16 protein-coding genes are annotated in these 20625 nt (G+C 72.7%); 3 read left to right on the top strand and 13 right to left on the bottom strand.

Features of this window, described 5'->3' with window-relative positions; all coding sequences use genetic code 11:
• The first annotated feature begins 2 nt into the window (after window positions 1–2).
• Entirely contained in the window at window positions 3–416 is a 414-nt protein-coding gene (locus IE97_RS0112835; RefSeq protein WP_030237079.1) for an acyl-CoA thioesterase, read from the top strand.
• Window positions 413–1081, top strand: a complete 669-nt coding sequence (locus IE97_RS0112830) for a hypothetical protein (protein WP_030237076.1) — start codon at window positions 413–415, stop codon at window positions 1079–1081. The genes IE97_RS0112835 and IE97_RS0112830 overlap by 4 nt, the downstream gene beginning before the upstream one ends.
• 21 nt (window positions 1082–1102) lie before the next feature.
• Here IE97_RS0112830 and IE97_RS0112825 read toward each other — a convergent pair whose 3' ends face one another.
• On the bottom strand, window positions 1103–1516 hold the full coding sequence (locus tag IE97_RS0112825; RefSeq protein ID WP_030237074.1) for a globin: 414 nt from the start codon (window positions 1514–1516) through the stop codon (window positions 1103–1105).
• 67 nt (window positions 1517–1583) lie between these two features.
• Here IE97_RS0112825 and IE97_RS0112820 point away from each other — a divergent pair, with 67 nt between their 5' ends.
• The gene (locus IE97_RS0112820; protein WP_030237071.1) at window positions 1584–2567 is read left to right on the top strand and encodes a methyltransferase domain-containing protein; all 984 of its coding nucleotides are present in this window, start codon (window positions 1584–1586) and stop codon (window positions 2565–2567) included.
• A gap of 35 nt (window positions 2568–2602) precedes the next feature.
• Here the strand turns inward: IE97_RS0112820 and IE97_RS40180 are convergent, their stop codons facing one another.
• From IE97_RS40180 to IE97_RS0112755, 12 genes are all read right to left on the bottom strand, one after another.
• Complete coding sequence (locus tag IE97_RS40180; protein ID WP_078603204.1) at window positions 2603–4249, bottom strand: FHA domain-containing protein; 1647 nt, start codon at window positions 4247–4249, stop codon at window positions 2603–2605.
• Window positions 4250–4281: 32 nt separating this feature from the next.
• A complete protein-coding gene (locus IE97_RS0112805) occupies window positions 4282–5628 on the bottom strand; it encodes a vWA domain-containing protein (RefSeq protein WP_030237063.1) in 1347 nt (448 codons plus the stop codon).
• A gap of 99 nt (window positions 5629–5727) precedes the next feature.
• On the bottom strand, window positions 5728–7059 hold the full coding sequence (locus IE97_RS0112800) for a PP2C family serine/threonine-protein phosphatase (RefSeq protein WP_234331807.1): 1332 nt from the start codon (window positions 7057–7059) through the stop codon (window positions 5728–5730).
• Between the two features lie 3 nt (window positions 7060–7062).
• Window positions 7063–9603, bottom strand: a complete 2541-nt coding sequence (locus tag IE97_RS0112795) for a serine/threonine-protein kinase (RefSeq protein ID WP_051704946.1) — start codon at window positions 9601–9603, stop codon at window positions 7063–7065.
• A 17-nt stretch (window positions 9604–9620) separates the two neighbouring features.
• On the bottom strand, window positions 9621–10955 hold the full coding sequence (locus IE97_RS0112790; protein ID WP_030237050.1) for a hypothetical protein: 1335 nt from the start codon (window positions 10953–10955) through the stop codon (window positions 9621–9623).
• 81 nt (window positions 10956–11036) lie between these two features.
• On the bottom strand, window positions 11037–12074 hold the full coding sequence (locus IE97_RS0112785; protein ID WP_030237047.1) for a glutamate ABC transporter substrate-binding protein: 1038 nt from the start codon (window positions 12072–12074) through the stop codon (window positions 11037–11039).
• A 29-nt stretch (window positions 12075–12103) separates the two neighbouring features.
• Entirely contained in the window at window positions 12104–13555 is a 1452-nt protein-coding gene (locus IE97_RS0112780; protein ID WP_051704945.1) for a hypothetical protein, read from the bottom strand.
• 148 nt (window positions 13556–13703) lie between these two features.
• Complete coding sequence (locus IE97_RS38430) at window positions 13704–13991, bottom strand: GNAT family N-acetyltransferase (RefSeq protein ID WP_234331806.1); 288 nt, start codon at window positions 13989–13991, stop codon at window positions 13704–13706.
• Window positions 13992–14190: 199 nt separating this feature from the next.
• A complete protein-coding gene (locus IE97_RS0112770; protein ID WP_199809809.1) occupies window positions 14191–15600 on the bottom strand; it encodes a Cys-Gln thioester bond-forming surface protein in 1410 nt (469 codons plus the stop codon).
• 276 nt (window positions 15601–15876) lie between these two features.
• The gene (locus tag IE97_RS0112765; protein ID WP_030237036.1) at window positions 15877–16353 is read right to left on the bottom strand and encodes a single-stranded DNA-binding protein; all 477 of its coding nucleotides are present in this window, start codon (window positions 16351–16353) and stop codon (window positions 15877–15879) included.
• Between the two features lie 395 nt (window positions 16354–16748).
• The gene (locus IE97_RS0112760; protein ID WP_030237031.1) at window positions 16749–18791 is read right to left on the bottom strand and encodes a YfjP family GTPase; all 2043 of its coding nucleotides are present in this window, start codon (window positions 18789–18791) and stop codon (window positions 16749–16751) included.
• Window positions 18792–18794: 3 nt separating this feature from the next.
• Window positions 18795–20402, bottom strand: a complete 1608-nt coding sequence (locus tag IE97_RS0112755) for a dynamin family protein (protein WP_030237028.1) — start codon at window positions 20400–20402, stop codon at window positions 18795–18797.
• Window positions 20403–20625: the final 223 nt, after the last annotated feature.

Below are 20625 nucleotides of genomic sequence, written 5' to 3'. Positions count from 1 at the left end.
TCTTGCGGCACATCTACCGCTGCCCGCTGCGCTGGGCGGACATGGACGCGTACGGCCACGTCAACAACGTGGTGTTCCTCCGCTATCTGGAGGAGGCCCGTATCGACTTCCTGTTCCGCCCGGAGAAGGACTTCCAGCAGGGGTCCGTGGTGGCACGCCATGAGATCGACTACAAGCGGCAGCTGGTCCACCGGCACACCCCGGTGGACATCGAGCTGTGGGTCACCGAGATCAGGGCGGCGTCCTTCACCCTCACGTACGAGGTGAAGGACGACGACCTGGTCTACGTGCGGGCCTCGACGGTGATAGTCCCGTTCGACTTCGAGGCACAGCGCCCGCGCCGGATCACCGCGGAGGAACGGGAGTTCCTCCAGGAGTACACGGACGACGACGAGGAGGAGGCCGTCGCCGCATGACGGTGCTCCACCTCGCCGACGAGGGGGAGGCGGCGGATCTCGCGGCCTTCCTCTCCCGGCTGCTCCACTACGACCGCGGGGCCGCGGTGCGCCTCCAGGCCGCCGGCACCGCACTGGCCGTCTTCGGGCGGCCGCCGTCCTTCGAGGTGCTGGCCGTGCGCGCGGTGCGGCTGGCGAAGCCGTACGAGAGGGGCCTTGACGTCACACTGGACATGACCGTGTCCGCCGGTGAGTTCCTGGAGTCCGTGGACGAGAAGGCGGGCACGGCCGTCGTTCCGCAGGCCGTGACCGGGCCGCCGTGGGCGGGTGTGCTGCCGCCGCGCGGTGGCTGGCGGCCCGAGCCGGGGCTGCCGGCGCCCGACGCGCTCCGGTCGCTCGTGGCCGCCGCGGTCGCCGAGTTCCGTTCCCGTACGCGGGACTTGCCGGACGAGCGGCGTACCAGGGCGGAGCTGGACCGGATCGGCCGGGACATCTGGTCCCGCACGGTCGGCGACACCCCGCTCCCGGTACGCGCCGTGCACGCGGCGCAGTCCCTGGGCTTCCTGCGGCCCGAGGTGCCGCCGGCGCTGTTCTCCTCGGGCGCGTGGCTCAGGCTGCGCACACCGTACGGGTCGGTCGCCGTACGCCGGGCGGGGCTCGGGGCGCTGGACGTCAGCGTCCGCTGACCGGCGCCCCGTCGGACGACGTCAGCCCGGGGTGTTCACCATCGAGGCCGCCGCGTACGTCAGGTAGTTCCACAGGGTGCGCTCGTGCTCCTCGGACAGCCCGAGCTCCTCGACGGCGACCCGCATGTGCTTCAGCCAGGCGTCGTGCGCCGCCCGGTCGACCGTGAAGGGCGCGTGCCGCATCCGCAGGCGCGGGTGGCCGCGGTTGTCGCTGTACGTCGTGGGCCCGCCCCAGTACTGGATGAGGAACAGCGTGAGGCGCTCCTCGGCCGGGCCCAGGTCCTCCTCCGGGTACATCGGCCGCAGCAGCGGGTCCTCGGCGACTCCCTCGTAGAAACGGTGGACGAGCCGACGGAAGGTCTCCTCCCCGCCGACCTGCTCGTAGAAGGTCTGCTCCTGAAGCGTGCCACGCCGGATCTCATTCACGCCCTCCATGCTCTCAGACGCGGGGACATAGGACTCAAGGCCTAGGACCAGCACCGGTTGCCCTTACTGTGGTGGTATGGGCGGTCATGCTCCCGACAGGGAATCGGACGGTCTCGCCGCCTCCGCGCGGGCGGGACTGGTGCGCCGGATCGACGCGAGCGGGGCCTGGGTCACCGACCCGGTGTGGCGGGAGGCGTTCGCGGCGGTACCGCGCCACCTCTTCGTGCCGTACTACTACGTCGGCGTCGCGGGCGGTTACGAACGCCGGTGGGGCGAGAGCCCCGACCCGCGGGCGCGTGAGCGGTGGATACGGGGCGCATACGAGGACACCCCGTTGGCGACCCGGCTGCGCGACGGCGAGCTGCTGTCGTCCAGCAGCCAGCCCTCCCTGATGGCGGACATGCTGGCCGCGCTGCGCGTCGAGGACGGGAACACGGTCCTGGAGATCGGCGCCGGCACGGGCTACAACGCCGCGTTGCTGGCACACCGGCTGGGCGACGACAAGGTCACCACCGTCGACCTCGATCCGGAGATCACCGAGTCGGCCCGCCGGCACCTGGCCGCCGCCGGGTACCGCCCGGTCGTCGTCACGGGGGACGGCGCCCGGGGCGTGCCCGAGCGCGCGCCGTTCGACCGGATCATCGCCACGTGCGCGCTGAGCACCGTGCCGCGCGCCTGGCTCGCCCAGTGCCGTCCCGGCGGCCGGATCCTCATGCCGCTCGCCACCGGCCTGGTCGCGCTCACGGTGCGCGACGCCGGGCACGCCGAAGGGCGCTTCCTGCACACGCCCGCCTACTTCGTGCCGCTGCGCGGTGTGAGCAGGCCCGGGGGCGAGCCGCTCCAGCTGGGCGGAGTGCCGCGCCGGGCCAGGGAGGACGATCTGTTCCGCTTCCTGCTGGCCCTGACCCGCGGCAGCCTGGATCCGCAGGAGGCGCACGCACTGTGGGAGCAGGAGCGCATGCCGCAGCGGGAGCGCTACGGCATCACGGTCAGCGGCGATCGGGAGTGGGCCTGGCTGGACGACCCGGAGGGGCCGTACGCCTGGCCCCTCCCGTCCTGACACCGGAAGGGCTCAGGGGTCTTGGAAAGGACCCCTCAGCCGCGGCGGATCGTGATCGTCGTCCAGGCGCCCACGTGCACCCGGTCGCCGTCCTGCAGCGGTACGGGGACGAACGGCTGGATCGGCTCGTCCGAGCCGTTGACCGTCGTGCCGTTCGTCGAGTTCTGGTCGACCACCGCCCAGCTGCCGTCCGGCTGCTGGACCAGCACCGCGTGCTGGTGCGAGACACCCGGGTCCTCCGGCGGCACCGACAGGTCGATGTCGGGGGTGTCGCCGGTGGAGTGCCGCCGGCGGCCGATGGTGAGCTGGTTGCCGGTGAGCGTGCGCTGCTGCTCGGGCGAGTACGCGGGCAGGTTCAGGCCCGCGGCCTCGGGTCCGGAGCGCTGCATCATCGCCATGAAGTAGTCGCGGTCCGGGCCGATGGTCGCCGTCCAGGTGGCCGGCCCCTGGGGTGCCTGGGGCTGCTGCGGGAAGCCGCCGGGGCCGGGGGGCGCCTGGGTCGCGCCGGGCTGGGGGTAGCCGTAGCCGCCACCCTGACCGCCGGGGCCACCAGGGCCGCCGGGGCCGCCGGGGCCGCCGGGGCCGGTGGACGAGGGCGGGGAGATCACCCAGTCGTCGTCACCGCCGCCGCCGAAGGGCGCACCGCCCTGGGGCGGCCGCTGGGTCTCCTGCGGGAATCCGGGCGGGGCCGACGGGGCGGACTGCTGGTAGCCCTGCGGAGCGCCACCGGGCGCGCCGGGCGCACCGGGTCCAGGCGGCGGGCCCTGCCGCGAGGGGGCGGCACCGAATCCGGGCGGGCCGCCGGGGCCGCCGGGGCCACCAGGACCGCCTGGCCCGGAAGGACCACCCGGACCACCGGGCCCGGAAGGACCACCGAAACCGCCGGGGCCGCCCGGGCCACCGGGACCGGGAGGACCACCGTGTCCACCGGGACCGCCCGGAGCGGAAGGACCACCAGGCCCCCCGGGACCACCCGGCCCGGAAGGACCACCGAAACTGCCGGGGCCACCGGGCCCACCAGGACCACCGGGCCCGGAAGGACCACCAGGACCACCCGGCCCGGAAGGACCACCGAAACCGCCGGGGCCGCCCGGGCCACCAGGACCGGGAGGACCACTGTGCCCACCGGGACCGCCCGGGCCCGGCCGGCCGGAGGGGTCGCCGAACGGCGGGATCGGCTCGGCCGGGCGGTTCACCTGCGACGGGCGGGAACTCTGGTACTCGAACGCGTCACCGCCGCCGTAGGAGGGACCCGACGGGCCGGAAGGACCGGGCCCGCCCGGTGGCTGGAAGCGCCCGCCCGGGCCGGGCGACGTCGGAGGCGGAGCGGCGGGCGTGTACGAGGTCGCCGTGTTCGTCAGGAAGTTCCACCGGCACTCCTCGCAGAACGGGGCGGCGCCCTCCCGCGGCGTACGGCACTGCGGGCAGAGCTCCGGCTCGGCGTTCGGCACGGCGGACAGGTGCGGAGGGCGCCCACCGGGCTGGCCACCGGGGCCGCCAGGGCCGCCGGGAGGGCCGCCTGGGCCACCGGGACCACCGGGTCCGCCGGGTGGCGGGAAGCCGTAGCCGCCGCCGGGCGGGGGCGGCGGTGGAGGCGGAGGCACGGCACCCGCCATGCGGTGACCGCAGACCTCGCACCAGTCGTCGGAACCCGACTGGTGTCCGTTCGGGCAGGTCGGCATGTCGGCGCGTCCCTCCTTCGATCTCTTCTAGGTCACTTCTTCACGCGGACGGTCTTGGTGGACCGGGTCTCGAGCGTCATCTCGTCGGCCTCCTCGACCTTCGCCTTCAGTCGCACAGTACCGGTCGCGGCATCGACCACGTCCACCACCTTCGCAAGCAGTTTCGCAGTATCGGCGTTCCCGGAGGCACTCGCGAGCTGAACGGCCCGGCCCAGTTTGGCCGTTGCTCCGTCCATATCTCCCGACTTGCGAAGGTCCAGCCCTTGTTGGATGGCTTGTGCCAGTTCGGCCTGCCCGGTGTAGTGGGCGACTTGGGGGTTGATCGACGTCGAGGCGACCATGTCGTCCGTCCACACGGCCCGCACCAGGCCCTGCGCGCCGAGGTTCTGAACGCTGCCGTCGGGCTGCGGAATGACCAGCGAGACGCGGGCCGCCAGCATCTCCTGGCCGATGTTCGCGGCCGGGACTTCCACGCAGAGGTGATAGTCACGGGACTCGTCTCCCCAGGAACCAAGGGGGTAGTCGCCCGCCCGGGGGCCCGCCTCGGTGCGCCGGCCGGTCAGGTCCTCGACCGTCGGCGCGACCCGCTTGACGAACTTCACGGTGGTGTCGACCGGGGTCCACAGCCGCAGGAAGACGTCCGCGACCTCCTTGCCCATCGCCGTTTCCATCATGTGCGTGAAGTCGGCGGCCAGCCCGGCCGGGTCGGCGACGATGTCGGCGGTGCCGAGCAGGGCGGAAGCGATCCCTGTGACTTCTTTCACTTCCCAGTCCGTGCCCACGCCGCGCGCGTCACAGGTGAAGCGCCCCGCGCACGCGTCCAGCGCGGCCTTCAGGTCCTGGGGCGACTCGTGCTCGTTGCGGCCGTCGGTGAGGAGGATGCCGTGCCGGATGGCGACGTCCGCGGACGACAGCAGTCGGTCGGCCAGTTTCAGCCAGGTGCCGATGGCCGTGCCGCCGCCCGCGCTGAGCGAGCGCAGCGCCTGCTTGGCCTGTGCGCGGGTGGTGGCGTCGGCGACCGCGAGGTTCCCGCCGCCCGGGTAGACCTCCTTGGCCACGTGCGTCCCGCCGATCACCGCGAAGTGCACGCCGTCGCGCAGGGTGTCGATGGCGGCGGCCGTCGCGTCCCGGGCGTTGCGCATCTTGGTCGGCGGGTAGTCCATCGACCCGGAGCAGTCGACCATGATCGCTACGGCTGCGGACGGGCCCTGCCCGGGTGAGTAGAGATGGGGCGCCGAGACCGCGCTGCCGACCGTGCCGCCACCGGTCGCCGTCACCGTGACGATGGCGTTGACCTCGCCGGCGCCTTCAGGCAGGTACTCGTTCTGGTACACGTCCACCGAGAACCGGGGCACGTTCGGTTTCGAGAAAATGGCCATGCCTGCTTCGATCCCCCTCCAAAGCCCCCGCCGAGGACGGGGTGATGACGGTAGGCGGAGCGGTCCCCTCCGGTCCGCCGAGGCGTCCGGTACACGGCCTCAGGCCGATCCTGCCCCCTGGAGGACCGCCGGGAACGGCACGAGGGCCACTGTTACGTTGTCGTGGCCCCCGCCGTCCAGGGCGTGGCCGACGAGCACCCGGGCGCTGTGCAGCGGATGGGTGGCGGCGTCGAGCGGGACGACCCGGGCCATCTCCTCGGCCGCCTCCGCGTAGTTCCACAGACCGTCCGTGCAGACCACGACGACGCCCGGCCGGTCCGGCTTGAACGCGGCGGTGTGCGGTTCCAGTTCGTAGGCGTCAGCGCCCAGCCAGCCTGTGATCGCGTGGGCGCGCTCGTCGGCGTAGGCCTCGGACTCGTTCATCAGGCCGGCGGCGACCATCTGCGCGGCCCAGGAGTCGTCCTCGGTGAGCCGGGCGGGAGGTGCGCTCCGGTCGACCGGGACCCAGTAGGCACGGCTGTCGCCGACCCAGCCGACGATCAGCAGGCCCGACGTCACCACGGCGCCGACGATGGTGCACGCCGGGGCGTTCTGGTGCGGGGCGTGCTCACGGGCCGTGGCGGGTTCCCCGGCGAGCGAGTTGACGGCGTGTGAGGCGGCGACGATCGCTTCGTGCATCGCCTGCTGCGGGTGCGTGCCGCGCGGCAGGGCGGCCAGCAGTGTCTCGCTCGCCGCCTTCGACGCCGCCATCGAGGCGGCGTCGGGGCGGGTCGCCGACGAGACGCCGTCGCAGACGATCGCCACGGAGGCGGGCGAGCCGTCGGGGAGCGCGGTCGTGCCGATGGCGAACGCGTCCTCGTTGCGGTGGTGGCGCAGGCCGCGGTCGCTGACCGCGGCCACCGGGCCGGACTCCTGCTCCATGTGGTCCCGTTCGCGCGGCTGGGCGTGGCCGCAGTTCTCGCAGTAGCCGTCGTCGTCCACGCGGCCGGCCCGGCAGGCCACGCAGACCTTGCCGCCGGCGCCCGCGGCCTGCGCCGGCGGGTCGGCGGACACCCGTGGGTCCGGTGCCTGGAGGAGGTACTCGTCGGGCTGCTGTCCCGGGTAGGTCCCGGGCCGGGCGGTGTCGCTCCCGGGTGGCGCGGGCTGCCCGTCCGGCCGCCGGTCGAACCGTACGCCGGTGGCCGGCGGGGCGCTCGGTGGCGGGGGCGCCGGCCAGGCCGTGCCGGCGGGCGGCGCCGACGGTGGCTCGGGATACTCACCGGCCGGAGCGCCCTGGGCGGGCACCGAGCCGTTCATGGTGATGGTCGGGTTGTCCTGAGGCCGTGCCGGCACGGCGGACAGGTCATATCCGCACGCGCCGCAGAAACGGTCACCCGAGTCGAGGGGTTCCTCGCAACTCGGGCAGGCGGACAACTGGGGCATCTGCGACATCAATTACACCCACGTCCGGGGGCGGTAACGGTTGGCACGTTCCACCAGGTCGATCCTCTCCTCGCCGCCCCGCGCCAGCCGGGCCAGCGTGCGGTACGAGCGTTCCAGTCCGAAACGCAGTCCCCGCTCGTCCAGGCCGCTGCCGAGCAGCGTCCGTCCCCCGGCGGCGGGAAGGGCGGAACCCTGGCCCCCGGAGAGTACCCAGTCCAGGGCGCAACCGAGGACTTCGGCCGACAACTGCTCACGCCGCGCCGGATCCAGACCGTACGCCTCCAGCGCCTCGACCTGCGCCGCGGCGGCCGTCAGGTCCTCCAGGAACGGTGCGTCGGAGGCGGTCGCCGTGCGCTGCCGCAGCCGCGCCCGGACGGCCGCCACCCGGGCCGCCGTGTAGTGGATGGAGGACTCCGGGACCGACTCCAGCGTCCGTACGGCGCCGCGCCGGTCGCCGGTCGCCAGCTGCACGCGGGCCAGCCCGAACGCGGCGCTCACATGGCTCGGGTCGGTCGACCACACCAGCCGGTAGTACTCGGCGGCGTTGTCCAGCTGGCCGAGCACCTCCGCGCACAGGCCCAGCGCCAGCTTGGGCGCGATCTCGCCGGGGAAGGCGTCGTAGATCGCGTCGAAGGCGAGCGCGGCGCCCTCGTCGTCGCCCGTGACCAGCGCGGCCACGCCCCGGTACCAGACCACCCGCCAGTCGTCGGGCCGCTCGCCCTCCAGGGTGACCAGCGCCCGCAGTGCGGCGGCCGGGTCGCCGGTCTCCAGCCAGGCCCGGATCTGCCGCAGCCGGGTCTCGGTCGACGGGGCCGGGGCGGCGGCGAGGGCGCCGAGCAGTTCGGCGGGCGCGGAGGTCATCAGGCCCGCGAGGAAACCGGCGTTGGGGTCGGACGGGTCGACCCGCGGGACGGGCAGGGCGAGGGCCGTGGTGGTGGTGTCGACGGCTTTGACGAGGCTGTGCGCGGTGGGCAGCGCGGCCGCGGTCGAGGGCGGGCGACGTGTCCGTACCGCCCGTGCCCCCAGCCGGGACACCTCGCCGGCCGGCTTCGGGAACAGCTCCGTGTCCGTGACCCGGAGTTCGGGCCCGAACAGCGTGGAGAGGGCGGGCCGGGCCCGGCCCGTCTGGAGGGACACCACCTCCCGCAGGACACCCGTGAGCTGCTCGGTCATCTCCTGCGCGGAGGCGAACCGGCGGGCCGGGTCCGGGTCCGTGGCGCGGACCAGGAGGCGGTAGAACGACTCGTACTGCCGGAAGACCTCGATGTTGTCCGGGTCGGGCAGCGAGTCGACGTAGACGTTCGTGTAGCCCTGGAAGTCGAAGGTCAGGACGGCGAGGGTGCGGGCGACGGTGTAGAGGTCGCTCGACACCGACGGGCCGGCCTCGGCGACCTCCGGCGCCTGGTATCCGACCGTGCCGTAGATGGCCGACTCCTCGTCGTCCATCCTGCGCACCGCGCCCATGTCGATCAGCTTGAGCTGGTCCTCGGTCTGGATCGCGTTGTCGACCTTGAAGTCGCAGTACAGGAGGTTGCGGCTGTGCAGGTGGCCGAGTGCCTCCAGGGCCTCGATGCCGTACGCGCAGGCCTGCTCCACGGGCAGCGGATCGCGCCTGCCGTGCGGTGTGCGGCGGTCGTTGGCGATCTCCTTCAGCGACTTGCCGCCGACGTACTCCATGACGATGTAGCCGTCGAGGGAGCCGGTGCGCTGGTCCAGGTGCTCCACGAAGTTGTAGATCCGCACGATGTTGGCGTGCTCGATCTCCGCCAGGAAGCGCCGCTCGGAGATCGCCGCGGCCATCGCGTCCTGGTCGCCCGTGTCCAGCAGGCCCTTGAGGACCACCCAGCGATCGGACACCGCCCGGTCGACCGCCAGGTAGATCCAGCCCAGGCCGCCGTGCGCGAGGCAGCCGACGACCTCGTACTGGCCGTGCACGACGTCCCCGGCCTTCAGCTTCGGTACGAACGAGTACGGGTGCCCGCACTTGGTGCAGAAGCCCTCCGTGCGCCCCGGCCGGTCACCGCGCGCACGGCCCACCGGGGCGCCGCAGTCGGAGCGTGAGCAGAACCGCTTCCGCTCGGGCACCTCCGGGTTGTCCAGGACCATCTCGCGCGGGTCGGGCCGCGGGATCGGCGGGACCTGGACCAGCCCGGCGCCCAGCCGGCCCCGCGTCGAGGAACCGGCGCCGGAACCGGAGCTGCGCACCGACAACGAACGGCTCGTGGGCTTGCCCGACAGGGAGCGCGAGAGCCGTCCCGACACCGAGCGGCGGGACTTCGACGACTGGGACGACGTACGCGAACTGCGGCCGCCGGAGCGGGAGCCGCCGCTGCGCCCCGAGCCGTGGGAGCCGCCCTTGCCGCCCGCGGTGATGCCGGTCGGGGGCGAACCGACCATGCCGTTCGGTGCGACGACCGGGGCGAGGCCGCAGGTGTCGCAGTACAGCTCGCCGCCGCCCACGTCCTCGTAGGTGCCCTCACAGGCGGGGCGCTGGCAGCTGCGCTGGGGCCCGTTCGCCGGCTCGGCTGGTGGTGGGTGCGGTGCCTGAGTCATGGACTCCCCCTTGTCGCTCATGCGCCGGGCCCCCTCCGGTCGTCCTCGGGCACGCCCTGGTCCGGGACCCGCGGGCCGCCGAGCAGTTCCGCGGCCGCCTGCTGGTAGCGCAGCACGGCCTGTTCGGCGGCGCGCAGGTCGCAGGGGGCGCTCCACAGCATGCGGCGCGCCTTCTCGTACCGCTCCACGAGCAGCGAGTCCTCGGCGAAGCCGTGCCGGGCGACCTTCGCCTTGTACGCGTCGAGACGGCCGCGCAGCTCGGCACGGACCGCCAGGGGCGCCGTGACCGCGGTCAGCGACTCGCGGGCGCGCAGCAGTTCGTCCTCCGCCTTCTGCTCCAGCGACTCCAGGAGCGGGGACAGCCGGTGCCACTGTGCCTGCCTGCGGAACTCCGCGGCCGTCGCCAGCTGCTCCTGCAGCACCGTCGGCGGTCCGCTGACCACCGGCACCTCCGTCGCCGCGATCTTCGCGAGGACCTCGCCGCGAGCGGTGCGCGCCTCGGCGAGCGTACGGTCCGCCCGGCTGAGGATGTCCCGGAGCTTGACGATCCGCTTCTCGGCGTCCTGGCGCACCGTCAGGACGGCGTCGATCTCCCGCCGTACGTCCTCCAGGGCGCGTGCCTCACGGTCGTACACCGTGGTGTCCGGCCTGCCGCCGCCCGGAGCCGAACTGCCCTCCGAGGCCTGCCAGAACGCCAGCGGGTCCGAGATCACCTGCTCGCGCAGCTTCGTCAGTATGCGGGTGATGCGCTCCAGGTCGTCGCCCGCGGGGTGCTCGCCGGGGCGCACGCCGACCGAGTGCGCGAGCCGGCGGGTGCGCTGGAGTTCGGCTGCCAGCAGATCGATCCGGGCCGGCAGGGCCGACCAGACCGCGTCGGCGGCGACGACCATGTCCAGGCTCGTCGCGTACAGCTCGTTCATCCGGTCGACGAGGGTGCCCAGTGAGTAGCGTTCGCTGAGTTTGTTCGCGGCGCCGTGCGGCGTCGGGGCGTTGGCCGTGGCGGTGGCGCTGCCCGCGACCGTGACCGACTCGCCGTTCAGCAGCTCCGTCAGCTCCACCAGGTCCTCACGGCTGGACCAGCGGCGGCGGGAGCGGATCTCCCGGGCGGTGCGCAGAGCGTCCGTGTACGCGTCGAAGTAGGTCCACAGCAGCGTGATCGACGCCTCCGTGGAGGTCCAGCGTTCCCGGGTGACGCCGGTGAGTTCGGCACCCTCCAGGAGTCTGCGGCCCGCGTGGTCCTGGAGGGCGAGGAGCGAGGTCTCGATCGCCTCGTGCTCCGCGCCGAGCCGCGCCAGCGCACGGTCCACCTCGTCCCGGTCCATCACCGGCCCGGTGGATCCCGTGACGCCCATCGATCACCTCTCGCTGCGGTTGTGCGGTTGGGGGGTCGGTCGCGTTGTCAGGTGGTGCGGTCTGTCGAGTGGTGCGGTTCGTCAGGTGGTTCGGAGGTACTGGGGTGCCGGTGGTTCCGACTTCTTCGCATCCTTGCCCAGTGTCGCCGACAGCCATTGCTCGTACGACGCCTGCCAGCCGTCGGCAGAGTCCTTGCGGTAGTCCACCAGGATCTGGTTGACCCGGCGTACCAGATCGTCCGCGTCCTTCTTCATCGCCACGCCGTAGTACTCGGCAGTGAACGCGTCGCCCTTGAGCTGGACCGTCGGATCCTGTGCCGCCTGGCTCGCCGCGAGCGCGCCGTCCGTGACGACGGCGTCGGCCTCGCCCAGCTGGAGCCTCACCAGGCAGTCGAGTTGGTTGGGGACGGTTCCGGAGATGTCGGTGCCGGCGGGGAGTTCGCCGTTCTTCCGGTCCTTCTCCAGCGTCGAGTACGCCGTGGAGCCCGCCGCCGTGCAGACCTTGCGGCCCGCGAGTGTGTCGTCGTAGCCCGTGACGGGTGAGGACTTGGGGGCCAGGACCTGCTGTCCCGTCTTGAAGTACGGCGCGGAGAAGGCGACGTCCTTGATGCGTTCACAGTTGATCGTCATCGTCCGGACGACCATGTCCACGCGGCCGTCCTGGATCGCCGGGATGCGCTGGTCGGTGGGGATCGCCTTGAACTGGACCGCGTCCGGGTCGCCCAGGATGTCCTCGGCGATGCGGTGGACCAGATCGATGTCGAAGCCCTCCAGCTCCGCGGTCTGGCCGCTGTTGGGGTCGCGGTAGCCCCAGCGGTAGCTGTTCTGGTCGACTCCGACGATCAGCTTGCGTTTCTCGCCCTCGCGGTTCTTGATCGCCCGGATGGTGTCGCCGTCCGCGGAGGAGGGGGGCAGGGTCTGCTTCTCGGGGGCCTCGCAGTCCTCTTCGGCCTGCACCGTCCTGGTCTGGGCGGCCCGGGTGACGGCCCGGCCGTCCACGATGCCCGGTCCGGCAGCGGGGAGGCAGAGTGCGAAGACGGCCACCAGGGCGCACACGGCCGCCATCGCGGCCACCCCGCCCCAGCCCTTCAGACTGGCCCGCAGACGTCGCGCTCGCATGGCCACGCCCCCTTTCGCCTCCGTCCCGTTCACCGGTACTCCGAGAGCCTGCGGCCGATGCCCAGTACCGCGCCCGCCGCGCCGAGCACGCCGAGTACCGCCGCACCCGCCGACAGGCCCGTCAGGGCGTCCCTGCCGTCACCGGCGGCGTGCTTGAACTCGGTCTCCTCGTGGGCGAGTGCCGTGCGCAGGTTCTCGTCGACGCTGTCGAAGCACTCGCCGGTCGCGTTCTTCGCTCCGATCACCATGTCCAGCGCACGCTGGTAGTTGCCGTTCTCGTCCTGCTCACGGGCCGCGGTGTGGCGCTTCTTCCACTCCGCCATGTTGCCGGTGGCGGCGGTGACGGGCCGCTCACCAGAGCTGTCGTCGGCGAGCTGCTCGGCGTCCGCCAGGTACTCGCCCAGGGCTTTCATCTCCGCCCGGAAGTCGTAGTCGTACGCGTCGTAGGTCTCGTCGCCGACCTTCTTCGTCTCGGCGCCCCGGGCCACCAGGGTGAGGTTCTCGTTGCCTCTCGCCTTGAGGGAGGCGATGCGGGCGTCGTGCAGGACGTTCAGGGAGCGGACGCCGTGGTCGTAGGAGTCGTTCAGGCCCGCGCGGGCGACGCTGTGGCCGACGACCAGCCAGAGGAGGACCACGGTCGCGGTGGCCGTGGCGGCGACCAGGCCGTGGTTCAGGACACGGTTCGTCCGCTGGTAGTTGCGGTGCTGGGCCCAGGCGAGGGCGGCGAGGGCGGCGACGCCGAGGGCGATGGCGGCCCAGGGGTAGGGCGTGGCGTCCGCGTAGTCCGCGCGCAGGCGCTGGTTCTCTTTCTTGTACAGGTCCTCGGCTGCCGGGAGCATCTGCTGTTGCATCTTCTCGTTGGCGTAGCGGAGGTAGGCGCCGCCGACCGGGAAGCCCTGGCGGTTGTAGGTGCGGGCGCGTTCGACCAGGCCCTTGTACTCGGGGAGGAGTCTGTTCAGCCTGGCGATGGTCGCGGCCGACGGGGAGTCGGGTTCCGAGTTGGCGGCGGCGTTGACGAGTTTCTCCGCGGCCGTGCGGATGTTCCTCTCGTACCGGTCGCGGGAGGTGGCCGTCTCCTGGCCGCCGGCGAGGAAGCCGCTGGAAGCGGCGGTGTTGGCGTCCGCGAGGGAGCGGTAGATGTCGGCCGCGTCCGAACTGAGGGGCTGGCTGCTGGTCAGGACGTCGTCGGCGGCGGCCGCGCGGTCGGTCATCTGCCAGGCGGTGACGGCGCCGAAGGCGACGACGAGTAGAGCGAGAACGGCGCCGATGATGCGGAGACGGCCGGGTTCGGTCGTGGCGGCGGCCCGGAGTTGATCGAAGCCCTCGGCGAAAGCCGTGCGGCGGGGCTGGGGCTCCGTACGACCGTGCGGCGCCTGCGGTGATTGTGCCGGTTGGGCCGGGACGGCCGGGAGTGTGGACAGGCCGGGGCTCGGTGGTGGCGGACTGCTCGTCGGCAGTTGTGTCACTGTGACCTCCCCCATGGTCATCCGTCGCCGCAAGTATCCCTTCCGGCACTGACATCCGCACCGGCCTTGCCTGGATCTTGATCTGATCGCAGCGTGAGGCACCACCCCTTGCCCAGGAACACGTCGGAGGGACCGGTTCGGTTCCCGTGGAGCGTGCGGGCGGTCACCCCACGTAGCGGCGGAACCCTTGCGCGAGGGCTTCGAAGCCGCACGCCCGGTAGAAGCTGTGGACGTACTCGTCGTCCGCTGCCAGCAGTTGCACCTTGTAGCAGCCCGCCGTCTCCCCCAGGCGCACGGCCGCCTCCATCAGCCGGCGTCCGACGCCCCGCCGCTGGAAGGAGCCGGCCACCACGACGTTCTCCACGAACAGGATGGCCCGGCCGCCGCGGGTGAGATTCGGCATGACGATGCAGTCCGCCGTGCCCGCCACCGCGCCGTCGGCGTCCGCCACCAGGACGGTCCCCCCCCCGCTGCCCGGATATCGCCGCCCAGACGGCATCCGCAGACGCCCGGGGCAACGGCGCGTCATCCGGGTTCAGTTCCTCGTAGAGGGCCAGCAGCGCCGACAGGTCCGCCTCGACCGCGGCCCGCACAGTGATCTTCATGGGCCGAGCGTAGAAGGAGCGCGACGGCCCGCTCTCACGGCCCGGTCAGTTCCCCGTGGGTGTGTCCCTGCGGCGGAGGACGACCAGGGTGACTCCGCCGATGACGACCAGGCCGATGGCTATGCCGGCGATGAGAGGTGTGACGCCGGATCCGCCGGTTTCCGCGAGGTTCGTGTCCGACGCCGCGCCGCCCACGGTGGCCGGGCTCGGTTCGCTCAGGGTCTGAGCGACCGTGCCCGTCTCGCTGCCCCGGGTCTGGCAGTCCAGCATGCCGGTGAAACGCTGGGTGAAACCGCCGGGCCCGTGGATCGTGAAGTCGTAGGCCTGGTCCTCCTGGAGGGGGACCGTGATGGTCCTGGTCTCGCCCGCGGCGATGGTGTGCTCGAGGCCCGCCAGTTCGAAGGTGAACGGCTCGTCGCCCTTGTTGGACGCGATGATGTCCACACCACCGTCGGCACAGTTCTTCGCCGCCGACAGCGCCGGGATCGCCCCCTTCTTCGCCCAGGTCGCGGCGGCCGTCGCCGACACGGTCGACTCGCTCGACCCGGCCAGGATCTGCGTCTGGCTCCGCGTCTCGGAGGCGAAGGCGCGGCCGACCGGCACCGTCGTCGAAGCGTGCACGGTCAGGTCCGCCGTGCCCGCCGCGGCGTCCTCGGGCACCTCGAAGAACACCTGCCCGCCGTCGGCCGCGGACGTGATCGCCCTGCCCTGCTTGTCGACGATCCGCACTCCGCTCGTGGCGGCGTCCGCCGGCGGCGACACCGTCACGCTGCTCGCGTTGGTGTGCACCGTCACCGGCCCGAGCCGCTCGCCCGGCCGGCCCGAGACCGCGGGCGGGTCGAGGGTGAGCGAGGCACGGGGCTCGGGCAGGTTCCGGGCGTTCTTCTCCAGGTAGTCCGCGAGCTGCTCGGCCTGCGGGTCGAGGGCGTCGACGGCCACGTCGTCCGAGTAGCGCCAGATCGCCACCTGTGTGCCGGACGCCGCGTCCTGCTCGGTCAGCACACCCCGGACACCCGCCTTCCGGGCGAGCGCCGCGAGGTCGTTCACCTGCGGGTAGGAGTTCTGCAGGATCCAGCGGATCCGCCCCGCGTCCCTGTTGGCGCCCAGGGACGTGCCGCTCCACGGCGTCTCGTGGTACCTGGCGTCCCGCTGCGTGGGGTTGTGCAGGTCGACGCAGTACGTCTGGAGCATGCCGCCGCCCTCGACGGACATCTCGAACAGGCCTGCCGACACCTGCTGGTCCCCGGTGTCGCCGTGGACCACGGCGGAGCCGTACGTCTTGAGCCCGGCTATCGTCGCGGTCGCTCCGCCCTGGCTCTGCGTGGTCTCGTCGGCGGCCGCCCGGCCGGCGCCGGCCATCACGCCCGCGGCGACCAGCCCGGACATCAGCGTCGCGGCGCCGAGGCCGGCCGCACCTCGCCTGCGTACGGACACCACAGAGAACGAAGCAAACACCAAATCCCCTTCGAGCAGGACCCGTCGACGTGGGGGGTACGGTCCCACCAGCAGAATCGCAAGCCTCGCAGGCCCCAAGAGCCGCGAAGCTTTCCCGGCATCCTAGGGACGCGACGGACGCCACTTGCCGGAGAGACGGTCGGACGAGTGATCCGACTCGGAATCGTTATCGCCAAGATCCTTTGTGAGCAGGGCTTATCGACAAATCCACCCCTGGCCTTTCGGTGCGCAGTTGCCGATAAGCCGCAGTTCAGGCGAGGGGCGGCGTGACTGACGTCACGTCAGTACTGCTTCGTCCGCACGCTGTTGTGCGGCTCCGTCCGCCTGACTCGCTGAACCATCCGGTGGTGTCTCCCAGTTGGGCTCGGGTTGCGTCGGTGCCACCGCCGTCTCCGGCCTGCCTCCGCGCCGGAACGCCGAGGTGCCCCAGGCGAGATCGTGACCGATGGCCACCGCGTCGATGTCCGCCGAGGTCCAGCTCTGTCCCTCGCGCACATCGGTGCGCACCTTGAGCCTGCCCTGCACGATCACGGGCTCCCCCACCGTCAGCGACGCCGCCGTGTTCGTGGCGAGCTGCCGGTTGGCCCAGACCGTGAAGAAGTTGGTGTGGCCGTCCGTCCACATGTTCTTCTCGCGGTCCCAGTAGCGCGCGGTCACCGCCAGCCGGAACCTCGCCGACGGGCCGGACGCCACCTCCCGGTACACCGGCTGCGTCGCCACCCTGCCGACCGCGCACACCATCGTCTCGTTCATAGCGAACCCCTCCCTCACCCGGGCTCCGGCCACGGGCTACCCGCGTACGGGTCCGTCCCGTACGGCTGCACTGCCAGACTGCCGCCGTCGGCCCGAGCCCGCTGAGCGCTGTGGACCGCTGCTCGCCTGTGGACAACGCAGTCACCCGAGCGGGTGACGCTCCGCGGGGCTCACGGGCGCGCCGAAGGGCGGCGCCCGGCCGGACGCCGCCCTTCGGCCTGCGCGCACGCGGTCCGTCACCACCGCCACGCCTCCGGAACCACGGCCCCGGCCTTGAAGAACCACGGGCCCGGCCCTTACCCACGGGGCCCGGCCCTTGAGGCACCGGGCCTGTCCTTGAGGCACCGGCCGGACACCGCCGTCACCGCCCTGGAAGCACGGCCCCGACGCCGCCGTCAGTGCCCCGCTCCCACCACCCTCCCGTACTGCTCCCGAACCTCCCGATACCGCAGCAGCTCCGCCGCCACCGGATCCAGCACCCGCGCTCTCCCGCACCCGGCCGCCGCCTCCCGCAACCGGCGTTCCGCCTCCAGGCCGTAACGCCGGGCCGGGCCACGGGCCGCCATCCGGCAGCTCCACTCGACGATCGGACCGCCGACGATGCCGATCACCATCAGCAGCACCGGCACGCCCAGGTTCGGCGACATGACTCCGATGATCTGGCCCAGCAGCCACAGGCCGCCCAGGAACTGAACGATCGTCATGGCCGCCTGGAACAGCACGGCCACCGGCCACCACCCGGGCCGCGGCGGCCGCCCCGCCGGCACTCCCGCGCGCACACTCAGCTCGTCCAGCGCCTCGGGCAGCCCCTGGGCACCCCGGATGGCCGCCTCGCGCACCGCCTGGGCCCACGGTGCGGGCAGCCCTGCCGAGGCCCGGTCGGCCACCGTCCGCACCGCCGTTTCGACTCGCTGCCGGGCGGTGGCCTCCTCGTCGGCCTGCGCACGTGAGGGCAGCCGGCCCGTGGCGGGCTCGCAGTGGTCCTGGTACCAACGCCACAGCCGCAGCCAGGGCGTTCCACAGGCCCGGTTGGCGTTGCGCAGCCACGCCCGTTCGGCCGCCTCTCCCGCCGCCGTCGCCCCCACCGCGTCCGCGAGCCGGTCGGAGAACTCCTCGCGGGCCTGTTCGCTGAGCCCGGTGCGCAGCTGGGTGGCGTAGACCGGCCACAGCCGTGCCGCCGCGATGTCCACGTCGGCCGAGATACGTCGGGCGGGCGCCGCGCGCTCCGCGACGAACTGGCCGAGCGCCTCACGCAGCTCGCCGACACCGTCCCCGGTGAGCGCGGACAGCGCGAGGACGGTCGCCCCCGGTTCGCCGTGCTCCCCGAGGGCGATGCCGTCCTCGTCGAGGAGCCTCCGCAGATCGTCGAGGACCTGCTCGGCGGCCTCCCCGGGCAGCCGGTCGATCTGGTTGAGGACGACGAACATCACCTCGGCGTGGGCCGCCATCGGCCGCAGATAACGCTCGTGGAGCACGGCGTCGGCGTACTTCTCCGGGTCGACGACCCAGATGACCGCGTCGACGAGCGCCAGGATGCGGTCGACGTGCTCGCGGTGCTGTACGGCCGCCGAGTCGTGGTCGGGCAAATCGATCAGCACGAGTCCGCGCAGCTGCGACTCCGCGTCCCCGCTCGGCAGCGGACGCCGGCGCAGCCGGGGCGGGATGCCGAGCCGCTCGATGAGGCTCGCCGCCCCGTCGCTCCAGCTGCAGGCGATGGGTGCCGCCGTGGTGGGGCGGCGCAGCCCGGTCTCCGAGATGGTCACCCCGGCGAGCGCGTTGAACAGCTGTGACTTGCCGCTGCCCGTGGCACCCGCGATGGCGACGACGGTGTGCTGCCCGGAGAGCCTGCGCCGCGCGGACGCCTCGTCGAGCACCCGCCCCGCCTGTGCCAGGGTCCGGCTGTCGAGCCGGGTGCGGGAGAGCCCCACCAGTTCGCGCAACGCCTCCAGCCGGGAGCGCAGCGCCGAGTCGTACACCAGGGGGACCATCGCCGAGGCGGCGGCACGGCTGTCCATGACGGCGTACTGGTGGTCGGCCATGGCGGTCTCGTTGACCCGTCGCGCGATGAGCCCGTCGTCCCAGGCGTCAGTGGAGTCCGGGGAGTCCGGGGAGCCCGAGCCCGTGGAGCCCGTGGAGTCCGTACGGCGTGCGGCATCCGCCCGGCCGGCGGCACCCGCACGACCCACGCCACCCGGGCCGCCCCTGGCATCCGAGCCGTCCCTGGCACCCGACCGGTTGGTGGAGTCCGATCTGTTCGTGGCACCCGTACGGGAGGAGGAGTCTCTGTCCCGCACACGCGCGTGGGTGCCGTCGGCGCTTCCGCCCGGAGCGGAGCGCCCAGGGGCCTTCGCCGACGGGTTCCCGGCGGATCCCGCCTTGTCCGCGTCGCCCGGCTGGTCGGCGTGCTCGGTGTGGTCCTGGTCAGTGACGGCGGCCACCGGTCACCTCTCCTTCTGCAGTACGGACAGCGCGGCAATGAGTTCGGCCTGGGGCTCCGGGTGGACGTCGAGCGCGTCGAGCGGGGCGAGCCGGCGCTCGCGTTCGGCGTACAGGACCCGGTCCACGTGCTCGACGAGCAGCCGTCCGGCCCGGTCGCGCAGCCGCAGCGCGCTGTGAGCGCCGATCCGCTCGGCGAGGCTCTCCCCGGCCATCCGCCCCCGGCGGCCGCCCAGCAGGGAGGTGCCGACGAGGGCGGCGACCAGCTCGGGGTCGGGTGCGAGGCTCCGGTCGAGCTCGCGCACCTCGTCCTCGGCGTACTCCTCGAGCTCCCGCCGCCATCGCCGTACGGCGATACCGATCCGCTGCTCGGCGCTCTCCGCGGCCGGTTCCCGGTCGGCGAGCCCGGGTGCGGCCGCCGCGGGTTCGCGCCTCCAGGCGTCGTCGATGCGCTCGTCGGCGGCGGTGACGGCGCACAGCAGCAGCGTGGCCAGGCTCTCCACGAGCGCGTCGAGCAGCTCACCGGCGGTGCAGTCCAGGGGGAAGGCCCGCCACCGCTTGAGGGCGTCCCCGGCGAGCACCGCCCCGGCCTGCAACCGTCCCCGCACGCGCGTGTGCTCGCTGTCGTACGCCCCGTCGACGGCGGTGGTGAGTCGCAGGGCGGCGGCGTGCTGCGCGGCGGCCGCGCCGGCCAGTTCGGGCAGGCGGGACTTGAGGGAGTCGAGGACGCCGCGCGCCGTGCGGACCATGACCTGCTGGCGGGCCGCCGGGTCCTGGGCCTGGTGGACGAGCCAGTTGCGCAGCTGGGCCACGGCGGTGGCGGGCAGCAGTCCGCCACCCCAGGCCGACTCGGGCAGCTCGGGCACCGTGAACCGCGGCACATGCCCGAGGCCGGCCTTGGTGAGCAGAGCCGCGTACTGTCGCGACACCTCGCCGATCACCTGGTGGGGAACCCGGTCGAGGACGGTGACGAGGCTCACGTCGTACTCCTTGGCGGTGCGCAGCATGTGCCAGGGCACGGCATCGGCGTAGCGGGCGGCCGTGGTGACCATGACCCAGATGTCGGCCGCGCAGATGAGCTCGGCGGCGAGGACGCGGTTGTCGGAGACCAGGGAGTCGATGTCGGGGGCGTCGAGGAGGGCGAGGCCGGGCGGCAGTGTCTCGGCGCTCTCGACGCGCAGCACGCGCGCGGGGTTCTCCCCCGGGAGCAGCAGGTCGTCCGTGAGCTCCCGCTGTGGCGCCCACACCCGCGTGAGGTCGGGCAGCACCCTCATGCCGCTGAACCAGTGCTGGTCCTCCGGATGGCAGACCAGTACAGGGGTCCGGGTCGTCGGCCGCAGCACGCCCGCCTCGCTGACGCGCCGCCCCACGAGCGAGTTCACCAGGGTGGACTTGCCGGCTCCGGTGGAGCCCCCGATGACGGCCAGAAGTGGCGCTTCGGGCTCTCTCAGCCGGGGCACCAAGTAGTCGTCGAGCTGTGCGAGCAGCTCGTCGCGGTTGGCACGCGCGCGTGGAGCCCCCGCCAGGGGCAGCGGGAAGCGTGCGGCGGCGACACGGTCGCGCAGGGCGGAGAGTGCGTCGAGCAGCTGAGGCCGTACGTCCAAGGTCACCACATGCGAAGAATGCCCAATTTTAGGGGATTTCTGAAGCATATGGGCATGTCTGCGCGCCGATAGAACACAAGGGACGGAAGGGATGACTGGGACACGGGCACACTCCAGGCATAACGAGTGCACAACACCCGATGCGTCAGGCGCCAAAAACGGTGCACGATTCGTACCCGCCTGCGATTATCAGGACCGCTTCACCGAACCTCCACATCGAGCCACATCGATC

This window comes from Streptomyces sp. NRRL S-455 (assembly GCF_000717875.1).
Lineage (GTDB): Bacteria > Actinomycetota > Actinomycetes > Streptomycetales > Streptomycetaceae > Streptomyces.
This window is presented reverse-complemented; position numbering and strand designations above follow the sequence as displayed.